The 25160-nt window shown below is 28.2% G+C and carries 24 protein-coding genes; 17 read left to right on the top strand and 7 right to left on the bottom strand.

Annotated features, from left to right (window positions below; all coding sequences use genetic code 11):
* The first annotated feature begins 200 nt into the window (after window positions 1-200).
* On the top strand, window positions 201-1124 hold the full coding sequence (gene rocF / locus JW646_RS00415) for an arginase (RefSeq protein ID WP_228416192.1): 924 nt from the start codon (window positions 201-203) through the stop codon (window positions 1122-1124).
* A 75-nt stretch (window positions 1125-1199) separates the two neighbouring features.
* Here the strand turns inward: rocF and JW646_RS00410 are convergent, their stop codons facing one another.
* Window positions 1200-1901 (bottom strand): pentapeptide repeat-containing protein, encoded by a 702-nt coding sequence (locus JW646_RS00410; protein ID WP_148557657.1) that lies wholly within the window; start codon window positions 1899-1901, stop codon window positions 1200-1202.
* A gap of 138 nt (window positions 1902-2039) precedes the next feature.
* Here JW646_RS00410 and JW646_RS00405 point away from each other — a divergent pair, with 138 nt between their 5' ends.
* Window positions 2040-2255 (top strand): PF20097 family protein, encoded by a 216-nt coding sequence (locus JW646_RS00405; RefSeq protein WP_074917310.1) that lies wholly within the window; start codon window positions 2040-2042, stop codon window positions 2253-2255.
* 73 nt (window positions 2256-2328) lie between these two features.
* Here the strand turns inward: JW646_RS00405 and JW646_RS00400 are convergent, their stop codons facing one another.
* Complete coding sequence (locus tag JW646_RS00400; protein ID WP_228416191.1) at window positions 2329-3534, bottom strand: SH3 domain-containing protein; 1206 nt, start codon at window positions 3532-3534, stop codon at window positions 2329-2331.
* 529 nt (window positions 3535-4063) lie between these two features.
* Here JW646_RS00400 and hcp point away from each other — a divergent pair.
* Window positions 4064-5737 carry a hydroxylamine reductase gene (gene hcp, locus JW646_RS00395; RefSeq protein ID WP_074917308.1) on the top strand — a complete coding sequence of 558 codons (1674 nt, stop codon included), beginning with the start codon at window positions 4064-4066 and terminating at the stop codon, window positions 5735-5737.
* Window positions 5738-6056: 319 nt separating this feature from the next.
* Window positions 6057-8702: a cation-translocating P-type ATPase gene (locus tag JW646_RS00390; RefSeq protein ID WP_148557659.1), complete on the top strand. Its 2646-nt coding sequence runs from the start codon at window positions 6057-6059 to the stop codon at window positions 8700-8702.
* 103 nt (window positions 8703-8805) lie between these two features.
* On the opposite strand, the gene hydF is transcribed toward JW646_RS00390, so the two are convergent.
* The 3 genes from hydF to JW646_RS00375 form a co-directional block, all read right to left on the bottom strand.
* Entirely contained in the window at window positions 8806-10032 is a 1227-nt protein-coding gene (gene hydF / locus JW646_RS00385; RefSeq protein WP_148557660.1) for a [FeFe] hydrogenase H-cluster maturation GTPase HydF, read from the bottom strand.
* A 139-nt stretch (window positions 10033-10171) separates the two neighbouring features.
* On the bottom strand, window positions 10172-10603 hold the full coding sequence (locus JW646_RS00380; RefSeq protein WP_148557661.1) for a hypothetical protein: 432 nt from the start codon (window positions 10601-10603) through the stop codon (window positions 10172-10174).
* 50 nt (window positions 10604-10653) lie between these two features.
* Window positions 10654-11088: a hypothetical protein gene (locus JW646_RS00375; RefSeq protein WP_148557662.1), complete on the bottom strand. Its 435-nt coding sequence runs from the start codon at window positions 11086-11088 to the stop codon at window positions 10654-10656.
* A 238-nt stretch (window positions 11089-11326) separates the two neighbouring features.
* On the opposite strand from JW646_RS00375, the gene JW646_RS00370 reads away from it, so the two are divergent.
* From JW646_RS00370 to JW646_RS00360, 3 genes are read left to right on the top strand one after another with little or no spacing between them, the layout of a single operon-like run.
* Window positions 11327-11662, top strand: a complete 336-nt coding sequence (locus tag JW646_RS00370) for a PadR family transcriptional regulator (RefSeq protein WP_074917301.1) — start codon at window positions 11327-11329, stop codon at window positions 11660-11662.
* A 3-nt stretch (window positions 11663-11665) separates the two neighbouring features.
* Complete coding sequence (locus tag JW646_RS00365) at window positions 11666-12418, top strand: permease prefix domain 1-containing protein (RefSeq protein WP_148557663.1); 753 nt, start codon at window positions 11666-11668, stop codon at window positions 12416-12418.
* Window positions 12419-12476: 58 nt separating this feature from the next.
* The gene (locus tag JW646_RS00360) at window positions 12477-12737 is read left to right on the top strand and encodes an SDR family NAD(P)-dependent oxidoreductase (protein WP_148557664.1); all 261 of its coding nucleotides are present in this window, start codon (window positions 12477-12479) and stop codon (window positions 12735-12737) included.
* 27 nt (window positions 12738-12764) lie between these two features.
* Here the strand turns inward: JW646_RS00360 and JW646_RS00355 are convergent, their stop codons facing one another.
* Window positions 12765-13622 (bottom strand): MerR family transcriptional regulator, encoded by an 858-nt coding sequence (locus tag JW646_RS00355; protein ID WP_148557665.1) that lies wholly within the window; start codon window positions 13620-13622, stop codon window positions 12765-12767.
* 82 nt (window positions 13623-13704) lie between these two features.
* On the opposite strand from JW646_RS00355, the gene JW646_RS00350 reads away from it, so the two are divergent.
* Window positions 13705-15069: an MATE family efflux transporter gene (locus tag JW646_RS00350; RefSeq protein WP_228416190.1), complete on the top strand. Its 1365-nt coding sequence runs from the start codon at window positions 13705-13707 to the stop codon at window positions 15067-15069.
* A 65-nt stretch (window positions 15070-15134) separates the two neighbouring features.
* Here JW646_RS00350 and JW646_RS00345 read toward each other — a convergent pair whose 3' ends face one another.
* Window positions 15135-15563, bottom strand: a complete 429-nt coding sequence (locus JW646_RS00345; RefSeq protein ID WP_148557667.1) for a hypothetical protein — start codon at window positions 15561-15563, stop codon at window positions 15135-15137.
* A gap of 166 nt (window positions 15564-15729) precedes the next feature.
* Here JW646_RS00345 and JW646_RS00340 point away from each other — a divergent pair, with 166 nt between their 5' ends.
* From JW646_RS00340 to JW646_RS00300, 9 genes are all read left to right on the top strand, one after another.
* The gene (locus JW646_RS00340; RefSeq protein WP_074917292.1) at window positions 15730-16809 is read left to right on the top strand and encodes a tetratricopeptide repeat protein; all 1080 of its coding nucleotides are present in this window, start codon (window positions 15730-15732) and stop codon (window positions 16807-16809) included.
* 108 nt (window positions 16810-16917) lie between these two features.
* Entirely contained in the window at window positions 16918-17424 is a 507-nt protein-coding gene (locus tag JW646_RS00335) for a nitroreductase family protein (RefSeq protein WP_074917290.1), read from the top strand.
* Between the two features lie 11 nt (window positions 17425-17435).
* A complete protein-coding gene (locus tag JW646_RS00330) occupies window positions 17436-18101 on the top strand; it encodes a Crp/Fnr family transcriptional regulator (protein WP_074917288.1) in 666 nt (221 codons plus the stop codon).
* Window positions 18102-18265: 164 nt separating this feature from the next.
* Window positions 18266-19270, top strand: a complete 1005-nt coding sequence (gene asrA, locus JW646_RS00325; protein ID WP_228416189.1) for an anaerobic sulfite reductase subunit AsrA — start codon at window positions 18266-18268, stop codon at window positions 19268-19270.
* Entirely contained in the window at window positions 19271-20062 is a 792-nt protein-coding gene (gene asrB / locus JW646_RS00320; protein ID WP_148557669.1) for an anaerobic sulfite reductase subunit AsrB, read from the top strand.
* An 11-nt stretch (window positions 20063-20073) separates the two neighbouring features.
* On the top strand, window positions 20074-21042 hold the full coding sequence (gene asrC, locus JW646_RS00315) for a sulfite reductase subunit C (protein WP_148557670.1): 969 nt from the start codon (window positions 20074-20076) through the stop codon (window positions 21040-21042).
* A 19-nt stretch (window positions 21043-21061) separates the two neighbouring features.
* Window positions 21062-21847, top strand: a complete 786-nt coding sequence (locus JW646_RS00310; protein WP_228416188.1) for a formate/nitrite transporter family protein — start codon at window positions 21062-21064, stop codon at window positions 21845-21847.
* Between the two features lie 197 nt (window positions 21848-22044).
* Window positions 22045-23256 carry an EAL and HDOD domain-containing protein gene (locus tag JW646_RS00305; protein ID WP_228416187.1) on the top strand — a complete coding sequence of 404 codons (1212 nt, stop codon included), beginning with the start codon at window positions 22045-22047 and terminating at the stop codon, window positions 23254-23256.
* A 261-nt stretch (window positions 23257-23517) separates the two neighbouring features.
* Window positions 23518-25137, top strand: coding sequence for a PAS domain-containing sensor histidine kinase (locus JW646_RS00300; protein ID WP_228416186.1), 1620 nt, complete (start codon window positions 23518-23520; stop codon window positions 25135-25137).
* Window positions 25138-25160 lie beyond the last annotated feature (23 nt).

Raw genomic sequence — 25160 nt, 5'->3', positions numbered from 1 at the left:
AATATAGCTGCATTTCTTTAGGTGTATTAGGTATTTTGGATTAAAAAAGTAAGAGTTTAATTAATATTATATAAAACAAATAAACTATATCATAGATTATATTATATAATATTATTTATAAACAACTAATATGTTGTGTGTTGTTTAAATGTAATAAAGATTTAGATTTACACCAAGGAGTGTCGATAGGGGGAGGTATTATGAAATTAAGTATAATAGGAGTTCCAACTTATTATGGATGTGACAATAATGGAACACAACATTCACCACAAAAACTAAGAAATGCAAATGTTATTGATTTAATAAAAGATAACGGGAAAATAGAAGTTGTAGATCTTGGAGATATTGATGTAAAAGAAGTGTTGGAATCAGATAAGTTTAAAAATGAAAATAATATTAAATATTTTGAAAGTATATATGATTTAAATTTAAAATTATCTAAAGCAGTAGATAAATCAATGGATAGTAGTGATTTTACACTAATATTAGGGGGAGATCATGGAATAGGACTTGGGAGTATAACAGGTGCTAGCAAACATTCAAAAAACTTAGGAGTTGTGTGGATTGATGCTCATGGGGACTTTAATACATCTGCAACATCACCAAGTAAGAACTATCACGGAATGCCATTAGCTTGCTTATGTGGCCGTGGAGATTCTAGATTAGTTAATTTATATTATGATGGCATTAAAATAAACGAAGAAAACGTATTCCACATTGGGGGAAGAGATATAGATAAGGGAGAACAAGACTTATTAGATAATTCTAAAGTAAACCTTTATGATAAAAAAGTAATAGATAAAATAGGGTTAGAAGATGTTGTTAATGATATAATAAAAAAATGTAGAAAACAAAATATTGACGGCATTCATATAAGTTTAGATATAGACTTTATGGATAAATTTATAGTAGAAGGTACAGGAACAAGAGTCGAGGGGGGATATACTGTAGAAGACACTAAGTATCTTTTAAAACGTCTTGTTCAAACAGGTATTGTTAAGTCAATGGACTTTGTTGAATTTAATCCAAGACTAGATGTAAATGATAACACTTTGAAAATTTGTAAGGATTTATTAGAGTATTTCGGAAAACTTCTCTCGCGTAAGGAATTAGTTAATTGCTAAAATAAATAGGGCTGTGGCAGGTTTGTAAAACAAACAAGCTACAGCTTTTTTAATAAATTAAAATAGAGAGTTTATTTAATAGGCTTGAGCCTCTTCTCTTGACATCCAAAAATGAATACCGGTAGTTGAATCCATCCAACGATCTTCATTGAAATTTTTCACTTCTACCCACTCACCTTTTCTGTAAATAAAATCTTCATCTACCAAAGACCAGGCCTCATCAAAATTTTCTTTAAAGTCAAAACTCTTTATTGTTAAAACTTTTGCCTTACTACATCTACATGATGGCAAAGTTGCAGAGGATCTTTTTGCATCTGAGGGAATTAGCAGCTGAACCATACAATCATTTATGCACTTTTTATATCCTAAAAATGCACCAACTTCTGGACATCTAAGGCGAAACCATTTTGTATTTTCATTGGAATAAATTCCGTCCAATTTAGCATACTCTAGAACCGCACCATACAAATCAGCATCCTGAATGTTACATTTTGTCATATCACAATATCTAAAAGAGGCCGTTTTCATAGTTGCATTCTTAAAATTTGCACCATGAAGAGGGCAGCCATCAAATAATACATTTTCTACAATGCTATTTTGAAAATTTACTTTATCAAGTATAACATTTTGAAAAGAGCTTAGTGTAAAGTCTATATTACTTAGATCCAAACCAGTCAAATCCATATGCTTAAAACTACATTCTCTTAGTATTAACTGTTCCAAATTGTCTCTATGGTCAATTAATTTTTTTAGTTCTTTTAGTGTAATAATTTTCATACAATAGCACCTCTTTTGCATAAATATTTTGTAAATATATTATATTGTAGCAGAAAATTTTGCATTTAATGTATAATTTAATCATAAAAGTAATTAAATAATTGAGGATAAAAAATATATTAAAGAGGGGGGATATGTATGAAATGTCCATATTGTAACAATGAAATGGTGTTGGGAGTTATACATGGAGGAAGAGATACAGTTAAATGGATTCCAAAGGAAAAAGATAAGGGTGCAATTTTATCTACTTTTGTAAAAGGAATTACAATTTTAGAGTGGATGGGTTCAAAAGTAGAAGGTTATTATTGTAGTGAGTGCAAAAAAATAACAATCGAAGTACCTAAGCAGCTATAATTTATAATGTCTTATTATAAGATTGACAATATAAAAATAGCACTTTATTTTAAAATAAAGTGCTATTTTTATATTATTTAGCTAAAATATCAACGTATTCACCATAAATATACCCAAATGAGTTATTAAATTTTATTTTACACCAACCATTAGAAGTTATAGCAACTATATTAACTTTGTCATCTTTTTTCACTGTGCCAATTTTTTCATAGTTAGTGTTAGGTCCTTTTCTTACATAAACATCAGATAAAATTGAAGCAGTAGCTGAGTATTCTAACTCTTCAATTTCAGTAAGAGTCACATATTGAGAAGAAACGTAGGCATAACTATTGTTAAATTTAATTTTATACCAATTGTTAGAAGTTTTAGCAACAACACTTACTTTAGCATTTTTTTTTAATGAGCCAATCTTAGCATAAGTAGTATTAGGACCTTTTCTCACATTAATGTTGTCAGTAATAATGGCTGCTGCAAAACAAGGAGTCTCCCCTGGATCAGGTTTATTAGTTTGAATAGTTATGTATTGGGAAGAAACATAAGCATAACCATTATTAAACTTAATTTTATACCAACCATTATCAGTTTTAGCAACAATAGTAACTTTAGAAATTTTCTTTAAAGAACCAACCTTAGCATAAGTAGTATTAGGACCTTTTCTAGCATTAAGGTTACTATTCACAGTACCATTAGCAGAGTAAGAGGTTTCACTAGGCTCAGGTTTGTTAGTTGGGATAGTTATATACTGAGAAGAAACATATCCATAACCACTATTAAGTTTAATTTTATACCAGTTGTTAGAAGACTTAGCAACAATAGTAACTTTAGCATTTTTCTTTAAAGAGCCAACCTTAGCATAAGTAGTATTAGGTCCTTTTCTTACATTAACATTATTATTTGCAGTACCATTAGCAGAGTAAGGAGTCTCACTAGGCTCAGGTTTATTATTTGCAATAGTTATATATTGAGAAGAAACATAAGCGTAACTATTATTAAATTTAATCTTATACCAACCATTATTAGTTTTAGCAGCAATAGTTACTTTAACATTTTTCTTTAAAGAGCCAACTTTAGTATAAGTTGTGTTAGGCCCCTTTCTTACACTAAGATTTGATTTAGTAGTACCTTTTGCTGAATAAACAGTTTCCTTAATTGTGGCTGCATAAGCAGTTGTTATGTAATCACTATTCTTTGTAGAGAAATTTCCTGTAAATATTCCTGACATGCAAACAGTAGATACTAATCCTGTAATCATAACTTTTTTAAATACATTATTTTTCATAATATCACCTCAGATTATTTTTTGATTTACTATTTTAAAACAATTTATATTATAGTCTCATATTCCATTAATTGCCACAAATATTACAAAACTGAAATGTATTATAGTCTTATATAAAAAATAAATACATACTTGTAGATGAGAGTAACAAAAATAGAAAAATAATTATGGAAATATTGGGCATAAAGAAAAAGAATAGAAATAGTAAGCTTAAAAATCCAGTGCCGTTAGGGGTACTGGATTTTTTATGCATTATTTAATTTTTTTTGATTTAAGTGTATTCTCATTATAAAATAAGATACTAAAAAAATATTAACACTGATTAAGCAAAGTGAAAATTGCATGTATTTCACATAAGGCTTAAATATTCAGCTCACTCCTGCTAGCTTATAAAATTTTACCTTTTAAAAGTTTAAGAAAAAATAACTAATTTATTGTTTATGAAAACTTCAAAATATCAAATAAGAAACTATATTTTTATAAATTTAGTAAAGACTAGTATATGAATAAAACTTTTGGAGGTAAAAGAATGGAAAACAATATGTCAATGGAATATCCTATGTTTTGCTATCAGTGTGAACAAACAGTAGGAGGCAAAGGATGTACAAAGCTAGGTGTATGTGGAAAAACACCAGAAGTTGCCAATCTTCAGGATTTACTTATTTACCAAATAAAAGGCATAAGTTGTTATGCAAAAGAAATAGTTGAAAAAGGAGAAAATGTAGATAAGGATATAGTAAGCTTTATTGAAAATTCTTTGTTTACAACTTTAACAAATGTAAACTTTGATGCTGAAGTTCATGTGAAAATGTTAAAAGAATCTCAAAAAATAAAAGAAGCATTAAGAAAAAAAGTAGGAAAAATTAAAAATAATACAGAGCACGCTACATATAATTTAAGTGAAACTAAAGCCGAAATGCTTAAGGATTCAAAAAAAGCTGGGATAATGTATGATGGTGAATTGGACCCAGATATTCGCTCTCTACGACAAACTATAGTATATGGATTAAAAGGTATAGCAGCTTATGGCCATCAAGCAAGAGAATTAGGATACTTTGATGATCAAGTTGATAATTTTTATGTAAGAGCATTGGAAGCCACAACTGACGATAGTCTAAGTGTAGAGGATTTAATCAGATGGACTATGAGAACTGGTGAAATGAGTGTGGCTGTTATGAAAAAGCTTGATGAAGCAAACACAAAGACTTATAAAAATCCAGAACCTAATAAAGTAAATGTTCATGTAAAAAAAGGCCCATTTATAGTAGTATCAGGCCATGATCTATGGGATTTACAAATGTTATTAGAACAAACAGAAGGTAAAGGTATTAACATATACACTCATGGTGAAATGATTCCATGTCACGGATATCCAGAGCTTAAAAAATATGATCATCTTGTTGGGAACTTTGGTGGAGCTTGGCAAGATCAACAAAAAGAATTTGATAATCTTCCAGGTTGTGTACTTATGACTACGAATTGTTTAATGAAACCAAGAGAGTCTTATAAAGATAGAATATTTACAACAAGCGTTGTTGGATGGGATGGAGTTCAGTATATAGGAGTAGGAAAAGACGGTAAAAAAGATTTCAGCCAAATTATAGAAAAAGCATTGGAACTTGGTGGGTATGAAGAAGACCAAGAGCCACATGAAATTTTAGTTGGATTTGGACACCAGGCCACACTTTCTCATGCAGAAACAATTGTTAATGCAGTAAAGGATGGTAAAATAAGACACTTCTTCTTAATAGGTGGATGTGATGGTGCAAGACCAGGTAGAAATTATTATACTGAATTTGCGAAGAAAGTTCCTGATGACTGTGTAATATTAACTTTAGCTTGTGGAAAATATAGATTTAATAAATTAGACTTTGGTGAAGTTGCAGGACTTCCAAGACTTTTAGATGTGGGTCAGTGCAACGATGCTTATTCAGCAGTTAGAATAGCAACAGCATTAGCAGATGCTTTTGAAACTGATGTAAATGGACTACCATTATCACTAATTATATCTTGGTATGAGCAAAAAGCAGTGGCAGATTTACTTGCACTACTATCTTTAGGAATAAATGGTATATATTTAGGACCAACTCTTCCAGCATTTTTAAGTCCTAATGTACTTCAATATTTGGTTGATACTTTTGATTTAAAAACAATAAGTACACCAGATGATGATTTAAAATCTTGCTTAAAACAGGAAGTATAAAATTAAGGAGATAAAACATAAGTAAAGTAAAAAATAATTAACAAATAAAAACTTGCATAAGAGCTAATTTATGTTTATAATAATTAACAAATAAAGAAATTCCCATGAAGGGGAGTAGCTTTCACATTATTGTGATAATCAGTCGTCAAAACGGATTAAAATCCCGGTTGATTAGCGAGTTTAAACTTGTTAGCAAGACCTTCAGAGTAGTTCTATCTACTTTGTTGGTCTTTTTTTAGTGGAATTATCACTTTAACAAAATTTAGTAGTATTTATATTAATTCAGAAAATGAATTTTATAATAATGGGAGGAAATGGTATGTTTTATAAGGAAACAAGTGAAAAAACAATTGGACATTTTAAGAGTAGTCTAGATGGATTGTCTCAAATGGAAGTTATGAAAAGACTAAAGCAAAATGGACCAAATGAATTAAGAGAAAAGGAAAAGGCACCAACTTGGAAGTTGTTTTTGGATAGTTTTAAAGATCCACTAGTAGTGATACTTTTAATAGCAGCCTTAGTACAAATATTTTTAGGCGAAGTAGTAGAATCTGTAATTATATTTGCTGTACTTATTTTAAATTCTATTTTAGGAGTAGTTCAAACTAAAAAAGCAGAAGGATCTTTAGATAGTTTAAAACAATTATCTGTACCAAATGCAAAAGTAATTAGAGATGGAATTAAAATTACAGTACCGTCGAAAGATTTAGTTGAGGGAGATATTGTTGTTTTGGAAGCTGGAGATTATGTGCCAGCAGATGGAAGGATAATAGAAGCTCAGACTTTTAAAGTAGTAGAAGGAATGTTAACTGGAGAAAGTGAACCAGTACTAAAACATGAAGATAAAATAGATGAAGAGTGTGCATTAGGTGATCAGAAAAACATGGTGTTTAGTGGTTCTATGGTAGTATATGGTAGAGCTACTTATGTAGTTACAGCTTGTGGAATGAAAAGTGAAATAGGAAAAATAGCAGATTTATTAGATAACGCAGAAAACAAAGAGACACCACTTCAAAAGAAACTTGATGAATTTGGCAAAAAACTAGGTGTGGGTATAGTTATATTAGCCGGGTTAATTTTCTTAGTTCAGGTTGTTAGAGGAGCCAATATAGCAGATTCATTTATGTTTGCTATTGCAATAGCAGTTGCGGCTATACCAGAAGCATTGTCTTCAATAGTAACTATTGTTCTAGCAAAAGGAACAAATACAATGGCTAAAAAACAAGCAGTTATAAGAAAGTTACCAGCAGTAGAAACTTTAGGTTCAACAAGTGTAATATGTACAGATAAAACTGGAACACTTACACAAAACAAAATGACTGTTGTTGATTTTTATATGTATGGTGATAAAGGAAAAGTTTTAGCTACTAATATGGATGAAGAAATAGCTTTATCTAGAAACGATGACATAGCATCAACTAGTGAAATTAACGAAAGTGAAATAGCATTAACCCTAGCATCAACTTTATGCAATGACTCAGATGTAACAGAAGAAGGTGTGGAAATAGGAGATCCAACAGAGGTTGCTCTTATAAATCATGCAGAAAAAAACAACATAAACTACAAAACATTAAGAGAAAAATGCAATAGATTAAATGAGTTACCTTTTGATAGTGATAGAAAATTAATGTCGACAATAAATAAAGTAGATAATAATATATACATGTTTACAAAAGGTGCTCCAGATGTGATTTTTAGCAGATGTAAATATGCATTAGATGATGGAGAAGTTGTAGCTATTAATGATGAAATTATAGAAGAATTTAAAAAAGCAAACGAAGATTTTTCAAATAAAGCATTAAGAGTTTTAGCATTTGCTACAAAAGAAATTAAAGATGAAAACTTTGTACCAACATTAGAAGATGAAGATGAACTTACTTTAATAGGTTTAATGGCAATGATTGACCCACCTAGAAAAGAAGTTTATGAAGCAGTAAAAGAAGCTAAAGAATCAGGCATAAAAACAGTAATGATAACTGGGGATCATAAAACTACTGCAGCAGCCATAGGTAGAGACATAGGAATAATGGAAGAAAATGATTTAGCCCTTACAGGTAAGGAGTTAGATGATTTAACTGATGAAGAACTAGATGAAAAACTAGAACATATTTCAGTTTACGCTAGAGTTTCTCCTGAAAATAAAATAAGAATCGTTAAAGCATGGCAGAAAAAAAATAAAATTACTGCCATGACAGGAGATGGTGTTAACGATGCCCCAGCGCTTAAGCAAGCAGACATAGGTATAGGCATGGGAAGTGGAACAGAAGTCGCAAAAGATGCATCTGCTATGGTACTTTTAGATGACAATTTTGCTACAATAGTAAATGCCATTGAGGTAGGTAGAACAGTTTATAATAATATAAAAAAATCAATCACTTATTTATTCTCAGGAAACTTAGGTGGTATAATTGCCATATTATTTGCAGTTATTGCAGATTGGTCAAATCCATTTACTACAATACAACTATTATTTATTAACTTAGTAACGGATTCTCTACCAGCTATATCATTAGGATTTGAGCCACCAGAAAAAGGTATAATGAAAAATCCTCCAAGACATCCAGATGAAAGTATACTAGCAGGAGGTACTTTAAAGTCAGTAGCATTTAGAGGTAGCGTAATAGGTATGGTGACAATATTAGCACAATATATAGGAATGCAAACTTCACCAGAACTTGGAACAGCAATGGCTTTTGCAACACTTACTTTATCTAGAATAGTTCAAACTTTTGCAGCAAGATCAAATACTGAAACAATATTTAGTTTAGGTCTAAGCAGTAATAAATATGCATTAGGTGCAGTTGGTGTTTGTTTAGGAATGTTCTCTTTAACATTATTACCTTTTATGAGAGATATTTTTACAATGCCATTATCATTTGGATTAAATAGTCTAGGAATTTCATTTGGCCTTGCTGTAGTTGCAAGTTTAATAATGGAACTTAGTAAAAAAATAGTAAAACAATAATTTATTTAATAATTAGTAAAAAGAAAAGAGCATTTCAGTATAAAGCTGTAATGCTCTTTTTTAAATAATACTTCTACTTAGTAAGATTAATTATTTGTTTTATTTATTCTTCTAATAAATGAGAAATTTGAGAAAAAGGCTCAACTGTTCTTTTTAATATTCCTTGTATATAGGATATTAATATTCCATAATTGGTTATTGGTATATTTTGATCCTTAGCGCATTTTACTCTATACTTCATCTCTCTTTCATTTAAGGTACATCCACCACAATGTATAATCATTTGATACTTAGATAAATCACAAGGAAACTCTGTTCCACTAGTAAATTCAAAGTTAAGATGTTTATTAGTGTATTGCATTACCCATTTAGGAATTTTTACTTTGCCTATATCATCGCATTGACGGTGATGAGTACATCCTTCAGAAATTAAAACAGTGTCATTATCTTTTAGAGACTCTAAAGCTCTAACACCTTTTATAGTTTCTTCTAAATCACCTTTGTATCTAGCAAATAAAATAGAAAATGAAGTCAATAAAATATCTTTTGGAGTCTCAGCAGAAACTTTTGCAAATACTTGGCTATCTGTTATAACTAGCTTTGGTTTTTTACCTAAACTTTGTAGTGTTTCTTTAAGTTCGCATTCTTTAACTACAATGGCAGTAGCATTGGCTTCTAAGATATCTCTAATAGTTTGCTGTTGAGGTAAAATCAGTCTTCCTTTTGGTGCTGCTTTATCAATGGGTACAACTAAAACTACAAAGTCAGAAGGATTTAGCAAATCAGCAACAATTTTGTATTTAGGTTCATCTGTAATAGCTTGTTTAGCTATCATTTCTTTTAATTCATGTATGTTTTCATTAGTAGTAGAACTTACCCAAATAGTATTAGATAAATCATATGTACTTTCATTTATATGAAAAGAATTTTCTTTCATTAAATCTAACTTATTCATGACTACAATATAAGGAATGTTTTTTTCTTTAAATCTAGAAATTAAAGCATCATCTTCTGAAGTAGTACCTAAAGTTCCATCTACAACTAAAATACCTATATCAGTTTTATTTAATACCTGATAACTTTTTTGCACACGCATTTTACCTAACTCTCCAACATCATCAAGGCCAGGAGTATCTATAATTATTACAGGTCCTAAAGGTAGCAACTCCATAGCTTTTGATACTGGATCTGTAGTAGTGCCTTTAATAGCAGATACTATAGCTAGACTTTGATTTGTTATTGCATTTATTACGCTGGATTTTCCTGCATTACGCTTTCCAAATATACCAATATGAACACGCTCAGCAGAAGGTGTACTATTTAATCCCATTATCATTGCCTCCCAATTTTTATATATAATAAATTATATCACAGTAAAAACTCTAATTATAAAAAAAAGGAAATAATAAAATATATATGCTAATGAATTATTATAAAAAGGAAAACTGGTGATTTTATAGTCACCAGTTTCAAAAGTTTAATTTAATTTCATCTAAGGCAAGAGTTCCATCTCTATAAGTTGTGCATATATCAATAAAATACTGAGATTTACTATTATTATGCATATACACCATTATACTGTTTAAACTTAATGCATATAAAGATGATACATACAATAAAGATGAATAAGCAGCTTTCAATTCAATATTAGATTCATTTGAATAGTCCTTTGATAATTGATTCGCGCGTGTTGCTAGTATAGATTCACAACACTTTACTTCTTCCTTAAACTTAGATATATCAATGTGTTTGTCTCCAGATATTTCTTTAACCATAAGACTAATTTTATCTCTAACTATTTCTAAATCTTTTATAGAAGTGGAAATATTTGTAGTCTGGGCATATGAAATATTAGTAAAGAACAATAAAAAACAAAGTGTTAATGATATAAGTTTCTTCATGCTTCCCTCCAAATATATAGTAATAGTTAATTTATTATTAGTTCAATACATTAACTATTCTCTGATTTAAGCTCATGCAGTGATATAGTTCCTTGCTTAAAAACAGCACATGTATCTATAAAGAAGCTAGTTTTGCTATCATCATTTATATATACTAGCATGTTGCTTAAACTTAGCTCATATAAAGCTATGGTATATAGTATTGTAGAATATGTTCTTCTAAGTTGTATATCAGTTTCAGCTGAATATGCATTTGATATTTGTTTAGAGTTTGATGCCAAAATAGATTCACAAAATTTTATATCTTTTGTTAATTCATTAATATTTAAAGGTTCATCTCCTGTTATTTCTTTTATCATAAGATTTACTCTATTGTTAACTGTATCTAAATCCTGGATTGCAGTTTTGATATTATTGGGTTGACCATAAGATGTATTTGTAAAAAGTAGTAAAAAGCAAAGTGTTAGTGCTAAAATTTTTTTCATATTTTCCTCCAAGTATATAGTATTGTCAAATTTAGTATTTACTCAATACATGCTAATATTCGTATAAATAATAATATTATAAAAAATAAAAGTAATAATATGTTAATAAAAGTTTCAGATATATTTTATACAATAGAATAAAAATACATTGCATTACAGAGTAATATATATTATATTTATATTATTAATACATTGCATTATAGAGTAATAATTAAATAAACTTAAAAGAAGGTGAATTATGCAATTAAACAAAGAGGCGCTAAAAGGACATATTGATACATTGATTTTATCAATATTAAATAAAGAAGATTGTTATGGATATGAAATAGCAAAAAAAGTGAGGATAAAATGTAATAATACATTTGAGCTAAAAGAAGGGACTATGTATTTGGCACTAAAACGTATGGAGTCAAAATCGCTGATTGAATCCTACTTGGGAGCAGAGTCAGGAGTTGGAGGAAGACGAAAATATTATAAAATTACTGAAGAAGGAAAAGAAGCTCTGACTATAAAAAAGAAAGAGTGGTACTTTATTCAAAATATAATGAATTCATTTTTAGAGGAGGAAAATTAAAATATGAAACAAATAGATGAATACTTAGATAGTTTATATAAAGAGGATAAAAGTAAAGAAACAATAAGCCTTAAGTTAGAAATGAAAGAGCATTTATTGGAATCGGTGAAAGAGTTAAATGATGAAGGTTATAGCCAAGAAGAGGCTATTAAAATATCCATTGACAGATTTGATGGTGGGATAGAAATGGAAGACGAGTTACAAGGAATTATTAAACAAGCTTGGTTTGAAAAAAATAATATAAAAAATAAGATGATTAGTTTATTCAGAAATATATTAATTGTAAGTGTAGTTGTTTATGCATGTTTGACTTCTTATAACAACAAAATGATTGATTATCATACGCAAATATATGACAAAGTAAGTAAGGATCTACATAGAACAATTGCAGATATAAATAATCCAAAACAATATAAAAATAAATTAGATAATATGTTAAATGAACAATATGGGGAAGTAAAACAATTGAAAATCTATTCAAATGTAAATAATGAGTCTAAAGAAAATTTGAAATATAATTATACTAAAGGAAATTTAGCAAATACTATTTATTTTGAAAGTAGTAATGATGACTTAGGTAATGCTAATAAATTACACTTTGAACTTGGGCTAAAAGGTGGTCTATATTTAATTTCTGATAAGTTACTATTGATAGATTTATTCGTTGGATTAGCAGGATTTATTGGATTTGTTTTATCAAAGTTAGATATGTTTGATAAATTCTATGTTAATAGAAAGTATAAAGAAAGCTTATAAATTATATAATATTGGGAATTAAAATTTATAAGAATTATATTAAACAGGAGAATAACATATGAAAGATAAGATAGTAGTTTTAACAGGTGGTTCCAATGGAATTGGAAGGGGTATATTGGAATTATTTTTAGAAAAAGGAGCAAAAGTCTGTTTTATAGATACGGACCAAAATAGTGCTAATACTTTAATTAATAAATATGGAAATAATAATTTGTTATATTATTATGGAGATATTGCAAATGAAGATATTAAAATTGATGGAGGAATGTCAAAATTAATGATTTATAACGATGATAATGGTTGGGATTATTCAATATAGTAAGAAAAAGTATAAAAACTAGGGAACTTATCTAGCTTTTATACTTTTTTCTTTGACCTGAATAGATACTTTAAGAACAAAATCATCAGGATTTTTTACACAAACTTGATCAATTAAAACGTCTTCATAAGCAAATCCAATTATCTCTAAATCGTTTATATGTATAAACTGTAAAAGTTTTTTATAAATAATAGGAGCTTTTGAATAATATCCTTTTAAATATCCTACCAAATAAGTCCCCTTCGGCTTGATTATAATATTTTTGTAATTACAGTTTTTGTTCACCCTTATGTAATAATAGCTATAATTATTACTTTGAAGTAGATCTTCCTTTGTTTTTATTGAGCCTCCAGCATGACCAAAATTTAAATCATTATTATTGACAAGATTTAAAAGATTAACATAGGCGTCAATATCATAAGCATCTTCATTTTTATTAATTAAATTATTCAATTTGTTTTTGTCGATTAAATCACTTAAAATAATATATTCGTCTTCTTGTTCTTCAAGTAAAATATCAGTTTTTATACTATTTGCTTCCTTAATAAGTTTAATTTTGTTAGACATGATCTCTTGTTTCCTTTTGAGTTTGTTTATTTCTTTTTCTACTTCTTTTGTTTCATATTCAAAGAGTTCTAACATATTTTCAGGAGTTCTACGATCCATGTATTCTTTTATTTCCTTTAGTGGCATACCTATATCTTTTAAAGTATAAATAATATTGAATGTTTCTAATTGATACTCAGAATAATATCTATATCCAGTAGGCATAACTTTTTCTGGTTTAAATAAATTTATTTCATCATAATAAAAAAGTGTTTTTTTGTGAACATTGCATAGTTTTGCAAATTCACCTGTGGAAAAATATTTTATATTATTATTCAATTTTACAATCCTCCTTATTGACTATCCATTAACAGGATAGTTTATTATAAAATAAGCGAGTTTATATTGCAAGGAGGTCTTTATGGAAAATTTATTGGAAAAGAAAGTTACGCTGACTTCTTTAATAAAATATACTTTACCAACTGTAATAATGATGATGTTTTTTTCATTATATACTATTGTTGATGGTATGTTTATATCTAGATTTGTAGGTGCAAATGCACTTTCTTCTACAAATATTGTTTATCCTGTAATTAATATATTAATAGGAATAGGAGTTATGTTTGCTACAGGAGGTAGTGCAATTGTAGCTAAAACAATGGGAGAAAATAAAAATGAAGAGGCAAGAGAGTATTTTACCCTTATTACTATAAGCACTATTATAGTAGGAATTGTTGTTGAAATCATATGTATTATTTTTATAAATGACATAATATATGCGCTAGGGTCAACTAAATCTTTATTTTTTTACTGTAAAGAATATTTATTCTTTATGATAATTTTCACGCCATTTATAATATTAAAGCTATATTTTGATTATTTTTTGGTAACGGCTGGTGTACCTAATTTAGGACTTTTGAGTTCTGTTGCCGGTGGAATTTTAAATATAGTATTAGATTATGTATTTATAGTTCAGCTAAATATGGGAGTTAAAGGAGCTGCTTTAGCTACTTGTATAGGGTATGTTTTACCGAGTATAGTAGGTGTAATTTACTTTTTCAACAAAAACAACTTACTACATTTTGTAAGACCTAAGTTTAACTTTAAAATTATTTCAAGAAGTTGTTCTAATGGTATGTCAGAAATGGTTACACAAATATCGTCAGGCCTTACAACTTTTTTATTTAATATTGTTATGATTAAATTTTTAGGTGAAGAGGGTGTAGCTGCCATTACGATTATGCTTTATATGCAATTTTTGTTAAATGCAGCTTATTTAGGATTTACTTCAGGTGTGTCACCTAGAATTAGTTATAATTATGGAAGACAAGATGAAAATCAGGTAGGAAATTTATTTAAATATAGTATTATAATAATTTCAGCATTTGGTGTAATAACATTTATAATGTCTAGAGCTATGTCAGAAATATTAATATCATTATTTGCTACAAAAGGAAGCACATTATTTGAGATAAGTCATAATGGATTTATGATATTTTCAATTTCGTTCTTAGTGGCAGGAATAAATATATTTGGTTCAGGAATGTTTACAGCTTTTTCAAATGGAAAGATATCAGCCATTCTTTCTTTACTGAGAACTTTTATTTTCTTTTTAATGGGAATATTTGTATTGCCTAGAGTTATGGGAGTAGATGGAGTTTGGTTAGTAGTTCCTTTTGCAGAAGTTGCTACTATGATAGTATCTTTAATCTTTATGTATAAATATAAAAAGGAATATTTGTATGATAATGCATTTACATTTAAAAGAAAAATAAGTGTTAGTTGAAAAAACAGGGGCGTTACAAAAATGTAACACCCCTGTTTTTATGTTAATTTTAATAAAGTAAGCAATTAATTCCAGTTCTTCCATTCCACCATAAAGGCAACACCTGCACTAAGTAAAGCAAGGCCTATTCCTATATATATAGCAGCCCAGCAAAGTGGATTTATTGAATTAATAGATCTAATAGTAATTCCAAGGCCCATCATAAATATCATTATTACATAACTTTTAATATCAAAGAAAGAAAATAAACATAGTTTATCCTGTTCTTTTTCAGAAATTCTAATTTTATGTTTTTTAACTAACTTTATAAAAATAAAGTTGAAAAATATTAAAAATGTAACAACAGCAACCATTATTGAAATAAATGGATGTATTGATGCAGTAAATAGAACATTAAATCCAAGCTTTGATACCATACCACCAGCAAATATCCAAACTAATCCAGCTATAAATAGCAAACTTCTTTTTTTACATCTAGGTGTAAATAATTCCATAATATCATCTCCAATTTTTAATCATGTAAGATTTATACCCAAGGAAATAGTAAATAAACAAGCATAAAAATTTTTATTGTATTAAAGTTTGTATAGTTTATGTTAAGAAAATAATTTATACTTATAAAAAAGATATAAAAAATTTCTTTATTAAGGAGAATCATTAATGGAATTGAAAAAAATAATAGAAGACCTTTATAGTGTTAGGAATTTAGAATTTGATGAAAGTGCTGTTTATTATGAAAAATACAGAGATATCCTTAAAGAAAAAATAAGTCAAAATTCATCAAATGTAGAAGCCTATTGTTTGCTTGCCATGTTAATATGTGAATATAGAGAAAGTACAAATAAATCAATTGAAATATTAGAAGAATGTTATATTAAAAATAAAAAAAGTTTGTCTGATAATAGTTTTTCATTATGGGCTACTTGCATGGCTTACTTTTTAATAGAAGAGGGATGTGAGGAGGAAAGTGAAAATAGAGGGTATGATTTACTTTCTCAAGCAGTAAGTCGTAATTCAAATTATGAGCAAACTTATTATGCATTTGGAAGAATAAATTTTGAAAGAAAAAATTATGAAAAAGCATGTAAGTTATTCCATAGGGCATTTGAGTTATCTCCAAGAAAAGAATATAAATATTGTGAAGCAGTTAGCCACTTAATAAATGATAATCAAAGAGAAGGTATTTCATTATTAAAGTCCATATATACATATCCTTTTGAAGATATATTAATCGATGGGAAGATTATATTCAGCTTGGGCAGAGAGCTGGCACTTATGGGAAAATTAGAGGAAGCAAGAAAAATAGCTCATATATTATTAAATATAGATTATGAGGAATTTGAGATTTGGGATGATGACATGGCTGACTTTATGTTTATTTTGGGTGACTATGAACGTTGTGTTGAGCTATATGACAAAATTAAAATGTTTGAAGAACCTGTATGGTTGAATATATATTTTTACTCACTAAAGCAGATAAATAAAATAAGTAAGGCTAAGAAAAAATTAGTAGAAATTATAGAAAATATTGAAGAGGAAATAAATGAAGAACCCAATTTTGATGATTGGGAAAATTATGAGGATTACGAAGAATATATTACATCTGAAAAAAATAGGCTTGAAGAAATTAAGAAATGTTATTATAGAATTATGAATGATAATGAAGAGGTAAAATATAAACCAGATTATTATATTTATTATGAGTGTTATTATATTAACTGTCCCAGACATTTAATTTAGTTCTGACATATATGAAAATTATATTGTAGTAGGATAATAACATTATTAGAATAAAAAATAGATTTTAAATTTGGTATTAAGCTTTAGGCTGATAAGGGGGAGTATAAAATGTTAGAAGTTATAAAAAATAGACGTTCAATAAGAACATATATAGACAAAGATGTGGAAGAAGAAAAAATACTTAAAATTTTAAAATCAGCTATGCAAGCACCATCTTCAAAGAACTCATCACCTTGGGAGTTTGTTATTATAGATGATAAAGAAATTTTATCTAGCTTGTCAAAAACTCATCATAAATCAAAGCATATTAAAGATGCAAAACTATGTATAGCAGTTACAGGAAATAAAGAAAGATTTCTAAAACCAGGGAAGTGGATACATGACTTAGGAGCATGTACACAAAATATTTTATTAGAATGTACTAATCAAGGATTGGCTTCTTGTTGGGTTGGAGTTCACCCTAAGCGTAAGGTTATGGACAAAGTTAGAGAAACTTTGAATTTACCTGAAAATTTAATTCCATATTCTCTTGTAGCAATAGGTTATAGTAATGAAGAAAATAAATTTATAGATAAATTTGATAAAAATAAAATACATAGAAATAGATTTGAATAGCAGGTACTACTATGAATAGTATAGAAGTATTTAAAAATATAAAGGAAGAAAGCAAGGTTAATCTAGAAAAAATACTTAAAACTAGAAAATTGTCAAAGAAGGAAATTCTTTTTTATGAAAGAGATATGGTGGATAAAATTTATTTTATTAAAGAAGGGAAAATCTCTTTATTTAAAATAAATGAAAGTGGTGAAAGAAAAATTATTTTTATACTTCCAAAAGGACAAATGATAAATGATATTTTTATAGATGAGAAAAAAACCAGTGCAGTATCGTGTGAAGCTTTTGAAAAGAGTATTTTACTAGAGTGTAGCTCTAAAGATTTTATGAATATTATGGAAAATGATTTTATTTTAACTAAAAACGTATTAAATCACTTACAAAACATTAACAGAAGACTTTATAGGCAACTTAAAAATTCCATATCCATAAGAATGGACAAAAAGCTTGCCGCCAAGCTTTATAGAATGGGTAGAGAATTTGGTGTAGAAAAAGATGAATGGACTTTAATTAATGCTAACTTAACAATAACATATATTGCTGATATGCTTGGATGTAAAAGAGAAACTTTATCAAGATCTATGAAAGTTTTACAAGATGAAAATTTGGTTAAAATAGAAAATAAAAAAGTGTATATTAAAAAACATGAACTATCATCGTATTTTAAAAATACATAGAGCTAAGCACCTACCTTTTGGTAGGTGCTTTTTTTATTGAGAGGAAATCATATGTTATCAGTTCTGTAGATAACGTATAATTTTCAATTTTGTGATTAATATCACAGACTTAGGGTAGTGTGTCATGTTATTATTTTTTTAACAAATCAAAGGGAGGAGAATATATGAAAATTAAATTAGATAAACAAAGATTTAATCAAGGTTTGGAAAGGTTAAAGTTAGAATACAAAATATTAGCGCCTGTGACAAAACCCATCAAAGGTACTTTTTCTGATACAGATTTAACGAAATACGAAGAAATTGAAAGAATAGAGGATATAGAATTTCATAAAAAGTCTAACTTTTCTGCAAAAGAAGTAATATTGCCAATAAATCAAATACTTTTTTACTTTACTGAAAAGGAATTTAAAACAAGTGATGTGGATGAGAAAAAGTTACTAGTTTTTCTTAGAGCTTGTGATTTAAATGGAATAAAAAGATTAGATGAAATTTACTTGAATAATGGAATGGAAAAGGATTTCTTCTATGAAAGACTAAGAAAAAAAGTTAAATTTATTCTAATAGGATGCAAAGAAAGCTATAGAAATTGTTTTTGTGTAAGTATGAAGTCAAACAAAGCTGACCATTACTCAATGGGATTAAACTTAAGAGAAGATGAAGTTTACTTAGATATAAAAGACGAGGATTTAAATGTATTTGATGGTCAAAAGTGGGACTTTGAAGTAGATTATGTTAAATCAAATAACATATCTGTAGAAATACCAAGAAATATAAATGCTGTAGAATTATCAAAACATGAAATGTGGAATGAATATGATGCAAGATGCATAGCTTGCGGAAGATGTAATTTTGTTTGTCCAACATGTACCTGCTTTACAATGCAAGATATTTTCTACAAAGAAAATGAGAAAGTAGGAGAGAGAAGAAGAGTATGGGCATCATGTCAAGTAGACGGATATACGGATATGGCAGGTGGCCATTCATTTAGAAAAAAACAAGGTGAGAGAATGAGATTTAAAGTAATGCACAAAATTCATGATTTTAACAAAAGATTTGGTTATGACATGTGTGTAGGGTGTGGAAGATGTGATGATGCATGCCCACAATATATATCATTTTCTCAGTGCATAGATAAAGTTAAAAAAGTAGTTAATGGGGAGGAAAAATAAATGAATGCTTATATACCAGTGGCAGCACCAATAATAAGGATAGTAAAACATACAGAAATTGAATGGACTTTTAGAGTTGAGACTTCTACTAAAAACGTACTTCCTGGGAAATTTTATGAAATATCCATACCAAAATACGGAGAATCACCAATTTCAGTAAGTGGATATGGAGAAAGTTATATAGATTTTACTATAAGAAACGTGGGAAAAGTAACGAGTGAGTTGTTTAATTACAAAGTAGGAGATAAATTCTTCATAAGAGGACCTTATGGTAATGGCTTCGATGTAAGTTTGTACGAAGGGAGGGAAGTTGTAATTGTTGCTGGAGGAAGTGGTTTAGCACCCGTAAGAGGAATAGTGGAACACTTCTATCATAATCCAGAAAAATTCAAAAGCTTTAAGTTAATAGTAGGTTTCAAATCTCCAAAAGATCTATTGTTCAAAGACGACCTAAAAAAATGGAGTGAGAAATTAGACATTCTTGTGACAGTTGATAAAGCTGAGGAAGAATATGAGGGAAATGTAGGTCTTGTTACAAAATATATTCCTAAGTTAAATATAGAAGATGTAAGCAATATGTCTGCCATAGTAGTTGGACCGCCAATGATGATGAAATTTACTGTGGGGGAATTTTTAAAAAAAGATTTAGATGAAAAAAATATATGGGTTTCTTATGAAAGAAAAATGTGTTGTGGTGTTGGTAAGTGTGGACACTGTAAAATGGATGATACTTATATTTGTATAGATGGTCCTGTATTTGATTATTCATATGCAAAAAATCTTATGGACTAGGGGGAGAGATAATGTTAAGAGATGTAAATACTAAAAAAGTAATGAAGAATGCTTATAGAATTACTAAACAAAAATACGAAACTTCTTTACGAGTTAGAATTCCTGGAGGATGTGTAGATCCAGAAAGTTTAATGATAGTTTCAAAAATAGCTAATGAGTTTGGTAATGGACAAATTCATATTACAACCAGACAGGGTTTTGAAATCCTTGGTATTAAAATGGAAGATATGGAAGCAGTGAATAAAATAATTCAACCTGTTATAGAAAAAATGGATATTAATCAAGAAACAAAAGACTTAGGATATCCAGCAGCAGGGACTAGAAATATATGCGCATGTATAGGAAATAAAGTCTGTCCAAAGGCACAATACAATACTACCGAATTTGCTAAAAAAATGGAAAAAGCGGTATTTCCAAATGATTTACATTTTAAAATTGCTTTCACCGGCTGTCCAAATGACTGTATAAAAGCGAGAACTCATGATTTTGGAATAATAGGAATGACACATCCTTTATATGATAAAAATAGATGTATATCTTGTGGTGCTTGTGTGAAAAAATGTGAAAAACTTTCTACTGGTGCTCTTAAAATGGAAAACTATAAAATAGTAAGAGATCATGACAAATGCATAGGATGTGGAGAATGTACACTAAACTGTCCAACAAGTGCATGGACTAGAGATGAAAATAAATATTACAGATTGGTTATTATGGGTAGAACTGGAAAGAAAAATCCGAGACTTGCTGAAGATTTTTTGATCTGGGCAGATGAAGAATCAATTATTAAAATAGTTCTCAATACCTATAAGTATGTTAAAGAATATATAGATAAAGATGCTCCAGGTGGCAAAGAGCATATTGGATATATAATTGATAGAACTGGGTTTATGGAATATAAAAAATGGGCTTTAGAAGGTATAGAGTTTGCAGACATAGTTAAAGTAAATGAAAATATTTATTGGAGCGGTATAAAATATTAAAGATTTAGGAGGGTTTATTATGCATAATGAAACAGTATTAAAATTAAGTAACGCAGCAAAAAATAAGATTAATTTGTTAAATAGTAGTAAATTAAAATATTTAGTATCAGCAGCTTTTGCAGGCCTATATGTGGGACTTGGAATTATATTAATATTTACAGTAGGGGGATTATTAAGTGCAGCAAACTCTCCTGTAACAAAAATCATAATGGGGTTGTCATTTGCACTAGCCCTATGTTTAGTTATAATAACAGGAACAGAATTATTTACTGGAAACAATATGGTTATGACTGTAGGAAGATTAAATAAAGGTGTCTCTACGTGGGACTTGAGTAAAGTATGGTTATTCAGTTTTGTTGGAAATTTACTTGGTTCTATACTAGTCGCAGGATTTTTTGTTGGAACGGGTATTGTAAATGAAGGTCCCATAATGGAATTTTTTGCAACAACTTCCATAGCAAAAACGTCAGCATCTTTTATGGCATTATTCTTTAGAGGTGTTCTTTGTAATATATTAGTTTGTGTAGCAGTTCTATGTGCCTTTAGAACTAATGACGATACAGCGAAAATACTTATGATATTCTTATGTTTGTTTGCTTTTATAACTAGTGGATTTGAGCATAGTGTTGCAAACATGACAATATTTTCTGTAGCTTTAATATCACCAGCTATTCAAGGGGCAACTTTAGTAGGAGCTGCTTACAACTTAGTTGCTGTAACTCTTGGAAATATAGTAGGAGGGGCATTAGTTATGGGACTTGGACTATTTATAATGGGAAGTGAAGATGAAAATATAAGTCATTAGTCCATAAAATAAATATAAAAAATGCACTGTTTAACCTAAGTATAGACTTGTTTTTCTCTAATAATGACTCATATCTGAAAAATTTACCGAAATAATTATATAAAATAATTAATATGTCTAAATTGATGGTATTTTGTAGATGCATGTATTATTATATATATTAGTTTAAAAATATTTAAATGCTTAGGGGGGGCTTTATGAAAATTTATATAGCAAGGCAACCTATTTTTAATTGTGATAAATTACTATTTGGATATGAATTATTACATAGAAATAGTAATGAAAATAGATATGCAAACGTTGATGAAGATGAAGCTACAAGAGAGCTAACTTATAATGTTTTATCAGAGTTTGACTTATATTCTTTAATTAAACAAAAACATGGATTTATAAACTTTAACAAAGAATCCTTAATGTCTGATATACCTTTACTTTTTGATTCTGAGAAGATTATAATTGAAATTTTAGAACATACTGAAATGGATGAAGAATTAATAGATAGAGTTGCTTTTCTTAAATATAAAAAATATAAATTAGCACTTGACGATTTTGTTGATGATGGTACTTATGATGCACTCTTACCTTATATAGACATTATAAAAGTTGAATATAGTCTACTTGATCCAGATAAAAGAAGAAAAATAGCTAAGAAATACAAAAATAGTAAAAAACTTGTTGCAGAAAGAATAGAAACAGAGGATGATTACATAAATGCAATGAAAGATGGATACACACTATTCCAAGGATATTATTTTAGTAAACCAATAATGATATCAAAAGACAGTCTTTGTATTGCATCATCATCATATTCGCGACTATGGGAAGAAATATCAAAAGGTAACCCTGATTTTGATGCTCTAGAGGAAATAATAAAATTAGATGTAGGTTTGACTTATAAACTATTGTCTTTGATGAATACATCTATATATTATAGAGGAACAGAGATTAATTCAGTAAAACAAGCTTTAGTACGTTTGGGAATTACAGAAACTCAAAGATGGATAATGCTTTTGTTTTTACGAGATATGACAGGTGAGGATAATGATGAATTTGCAAAATCATCTTTATTTAGAGCAACATTCATGGAAAAAATCATAACCAAATTAGATTACAACCATATGAGGCATGATGCATATATGGCTGGATTATTATCATTAATAGATAATATTTTAGAGGAAGATATATTGTCAATTTTGGATTCTTTAGGATTATCTGAAATAATTAAAATGGCATTCATAAATAAAGAAGGAGAATTATACGATTCCTTAGAATGTGTAAAAGAATATGAATTAAGCAACTGGGATATAGTTGAGAAATTTAATAAAAATTATAACTTAGATAAAGAGACTATTTCTTCTATATATTTAGAATCATTAAGATATGCGGATGCAATGTTTAGTAAGGTTTAAAAAAATTTACAACTTGATAAAATATAAAGGTGATATTTTGAAGTATAAGTTATTTTGAGATATCCCTTTTTTATGTGCTTTTTTAAATTTAATAATATATATAGTATATAAGTATTATAATAAAAAAAATACAAGGTATTTATTGTTTTATATTTAACAAATTTTGGATAAATTTAAAAAGGTCGTAGATATTAAAGTCTTTTAAATCTATAATTAGTATTAAAGGGAAATTTTAAGATTATCTTATTTTGGAGGAATATTATGGAGGAAATGAATATATATAAAAATTTAAATGATGTGAATACATTAAAATCTGATGAAAGTGTAAAGGAAACAATCATTCATATATGTAAAGACATATTAGATAATACAAAAGCAGACGGCATATCCATATATATTTTCAATAAAAAAGAAAGGGCTTTAATTCCATATATAAAATTAGGAGATGATTTAAAGCATAAACACTATGAACTAGAAAAATCTTATAAAAACAATATTCTTAGTACATACAAACTTTCTGTGGACAATGAATTTATAGGAAGTTTACAAATTATTTACAAGGAAGAAACTGTATATAACAATATACCTTATGACTATATGAACGGTGTTTGTAAATTAATTTCAATAATTTTAAGAAGTTGGTTATTAAATAAAGAGGTAATTTTAGAAAATCAAAAAAGAACAATAATAGAAAATGAACTTGATGAATATTTAGAAAAATCAACGGACTTAGTATGCATATATGATGAAAATCAACGAATTATAAATCTAAGCTCTAGTTGGACTAAAATACTAGGTTGGACAAAAGAAGAATTATTAAATAAAGGGATATACGATTATGTGTATTTTGAAGATTTAAAAGGGTTAAGAGATATAAACAAATATCTATCAAAAGTAAATGATAAAAAAGATAGAAAAACTGAAATTAAAACAAGATACTTATGTAAAAATGGGACTTATAAATGGATTCATTGGTATATAGAGTACTCCAAAAAAGTAAGAGGATACTTTGTTACAGGAAAAGATATTACAGAAAAAATAGTTGAGGAAGAAAGACAAAAAAATCTTGAAGAAAGAATTAAGTTAGAAGCTATGAAATGTGATTTCTTTACAAATATGTCTCATGAGTTTAAGACTCCTTTAAATATTATCCTAGGAACGATGCAAGTTATGGAAAAGAGTACTGAAAATTATGGTGAAATACAAAAGGATGATTTATGCAGATACTTAAAAAATATAAAACAAAATTCTTATAGGCTTTTAAAGTTGGTAAATAATTTAACTGATATTAGTAAAATGGATATTGGCTATTATAATATCAGTTTGAGTAATAATAATATAGTAAATATAGTAGAGGATATATGTTTATCTGTAGTGGAGTATGCAAAAAATAAAGGTGTGGAAATAATATTTGATACAGAATGTGAAGAAATTGAAATGGCTTGTGATCCAGATGCCATAGAAAGAGTAGTATTAAATTTATTATCAAATGCTATTAAATATTCATTCAATGAAAATAGCAAAATATTTGTCAATATAAGTCATGATGAAGAGCTTGTTTTTGTAAGTATAAAAGATAATGGACAAGGAATACCAAAGGATAAGATAGGCGTTATTTTTGATAGATTTGGGCAAGCAAATGTAGACATTAAAAGAAGATACGAAAGCAGCGGTATAGGATTATACCTTGTTCAATCAATAATAACGCTACATGGTGGAAATATTAAAGTTGAAAGTGTAGAAAATGAAGGATCTATTTTTACTTTTTTTCTTCCTAAAAATTTAAAAATTAATGATGAAGCTAAAAATATTTCTTCTTTTGAAAAGAATAATTTAAGTATAGAAAAGTGCAAAATTGAATTTTCTGATATATATAATTAACACTTGATATGAACATATTTTCT

Origin of the sequence: Terrisporobacter hibernicus (assembly GCF_020809405.1) — a bacterium.
Lineage (GTDB): Bacteria > Bacillota > Clostridia > Peptostreptococcales > Peptostreptococcaceae > Terrisporobacter > Terrisporobacter petrolearius.
Note: the sequence above shows the minus strand (reverse complement) of the source record. Positions and strands in the feature narration are given on the sequence as shown.

Coding starts and splice junctions, on each gene's coding strand:
- JW646_RS00410 (WP_148557657.1), bottom strand. CDS start 1,901: ATGAAAATTATTACACTAAAAGAACTAAAAAAATTAATTGACCATAGA.
- JW646_RS00310 (WP_228416188.1), top strand. CDS start 21,062: ATGCATAATGAAACAGTATTAAAATTAAGTAACGCAGCAAAAAATAAG.
- rocF (WP_228416192.1), top strand. CDS start 201: ATGAAATTAAGTATAATAGGAGTTCCAACTTATTATGGATGTGACAAT.
- asrA (WP_228416189.1), top strand. CDS start 18,266: ATGAAAATTAAATTAGATAAACAAAGATTTAATCAAGGTTTGGAAAGG.
- JW646_RS00390 (WP_148557659.1), top strand. CDS start 6,057: ATGTTTTATAAGGAAACAAGTGAAAAAACAATTGGACATTTTAAGAGT.
- asrB (WP_148557669.1), top strand. CDS start 19,271: ATGAATGCTTATATACCAGTGGCAGCACCAATAATAAGGATAGTAAAA.
- JW646_RS00300 (WP_228416186.1), top strand. CDS start 23,518: ATGGAGGAAATGAATATATATAAAAATTTAAATGATGTGAATACATTA.
- JW646_RS00305 (WP_228416187.1), top strand. CDS start 22,045: ATGAAAATTTATATAGCAAGGCAACCTATTTTTAATTGTGATAAATTA.
- JW646_RS00350 (WP_228416190.1), top strand. CDS start 13,705: ATGGAAAATTTATTGGAAAAGAAAGTTACGCTGACTTCTTTAATAAAA.
- JW646_RS00340 (WP_074917292.1), top strand. CDS start 15,730: ATGGAATTGAAAAAAATAATAGAAGACCTTTATAGTGTTAGGAATTTA.
- JW646_RS00375 (WP_148557662.1), bottom strand. CDS start 11,088: ATGAAAAAAATTTTAGCACTAACACTTTGCTTTTTACTACTTTTTACA.
- asrC (WP_148557670.1), top strand. CDS start 20,074: ATGTTAAGAGATGTAAATACTAAAAAAGTAATGAAGAATGCTTATAGA.
- JW646_RS00370 (WP_074917301.1), top strand. CDS start 11,327: ATGCAATTAAACAAAGAGGCGCTAAAAGGACATATTGATACATTGATT.
- hcp (WP_074917308.1), top strand. CDS start 4,064: ATGGAAAACAATATGTCAATGGAATATCCTATGTTTTGCTATCAGTGT.
- JW646_RS00360 (WP_148557664.1), top strand. CDS start 12,477: ATGAAAGATAAGATAGTAGTTTTAACAGGTGGTTCCAATGGAATTGGA.
- JW646_RS00405 (WP_074917310.1), top strand. CDS start 2,040: ATGAAATGTCCATATTGTAACAATGAAATGGTGTTGGGAGTTATACAT.
- JW646_RS00335 (WP_074917290.1), top strand. CDS start 16,918: ATGTTAGAAGTTATAAAAAATAGACGTTCAATAAGAACATATATAGAC.
- hydF (WP_148557660.1), bottom strand. CDS start 10,032: ATGGGATTAAATAGTACACCTTCTGCTGAGCGTGTTCATATTGGTATA.
- JW646_RS00330 (WP_074917288.1), top strand. CDS start 17,436: ATGAATAGTATAGAAGTATTTAAAAATATAAAGGAAGAAAGCAAGGTT.
- JW646_RS00345 (WP_148557667.1), bottom strand. CDS start 15,563: ATGGAATTATTTACACCTAGATGTAAAAAAAGAAGTTTGCTATTTATA.
- JW646_RS00380 (WP_148557661.1), bottom strand. CDS start 10,603: ATGAAGAAACTTATATCATTAACACTTTGTTTTTTATTGTTCTTTACT.
- JW646_RS00365 (WP_148557663.1), top strand. CDS start 11,666: ATGAAACAAATAGATGAATACTTAGATAGTTTATATAAAGAGGATAAA.
- JW646_RS00400 (WP_228416191.1), bottom strand. CDS start 3,534: ATGAAAAATAATGTATTTAAAAAAGTTATGATTACAGGATTAGTATCT.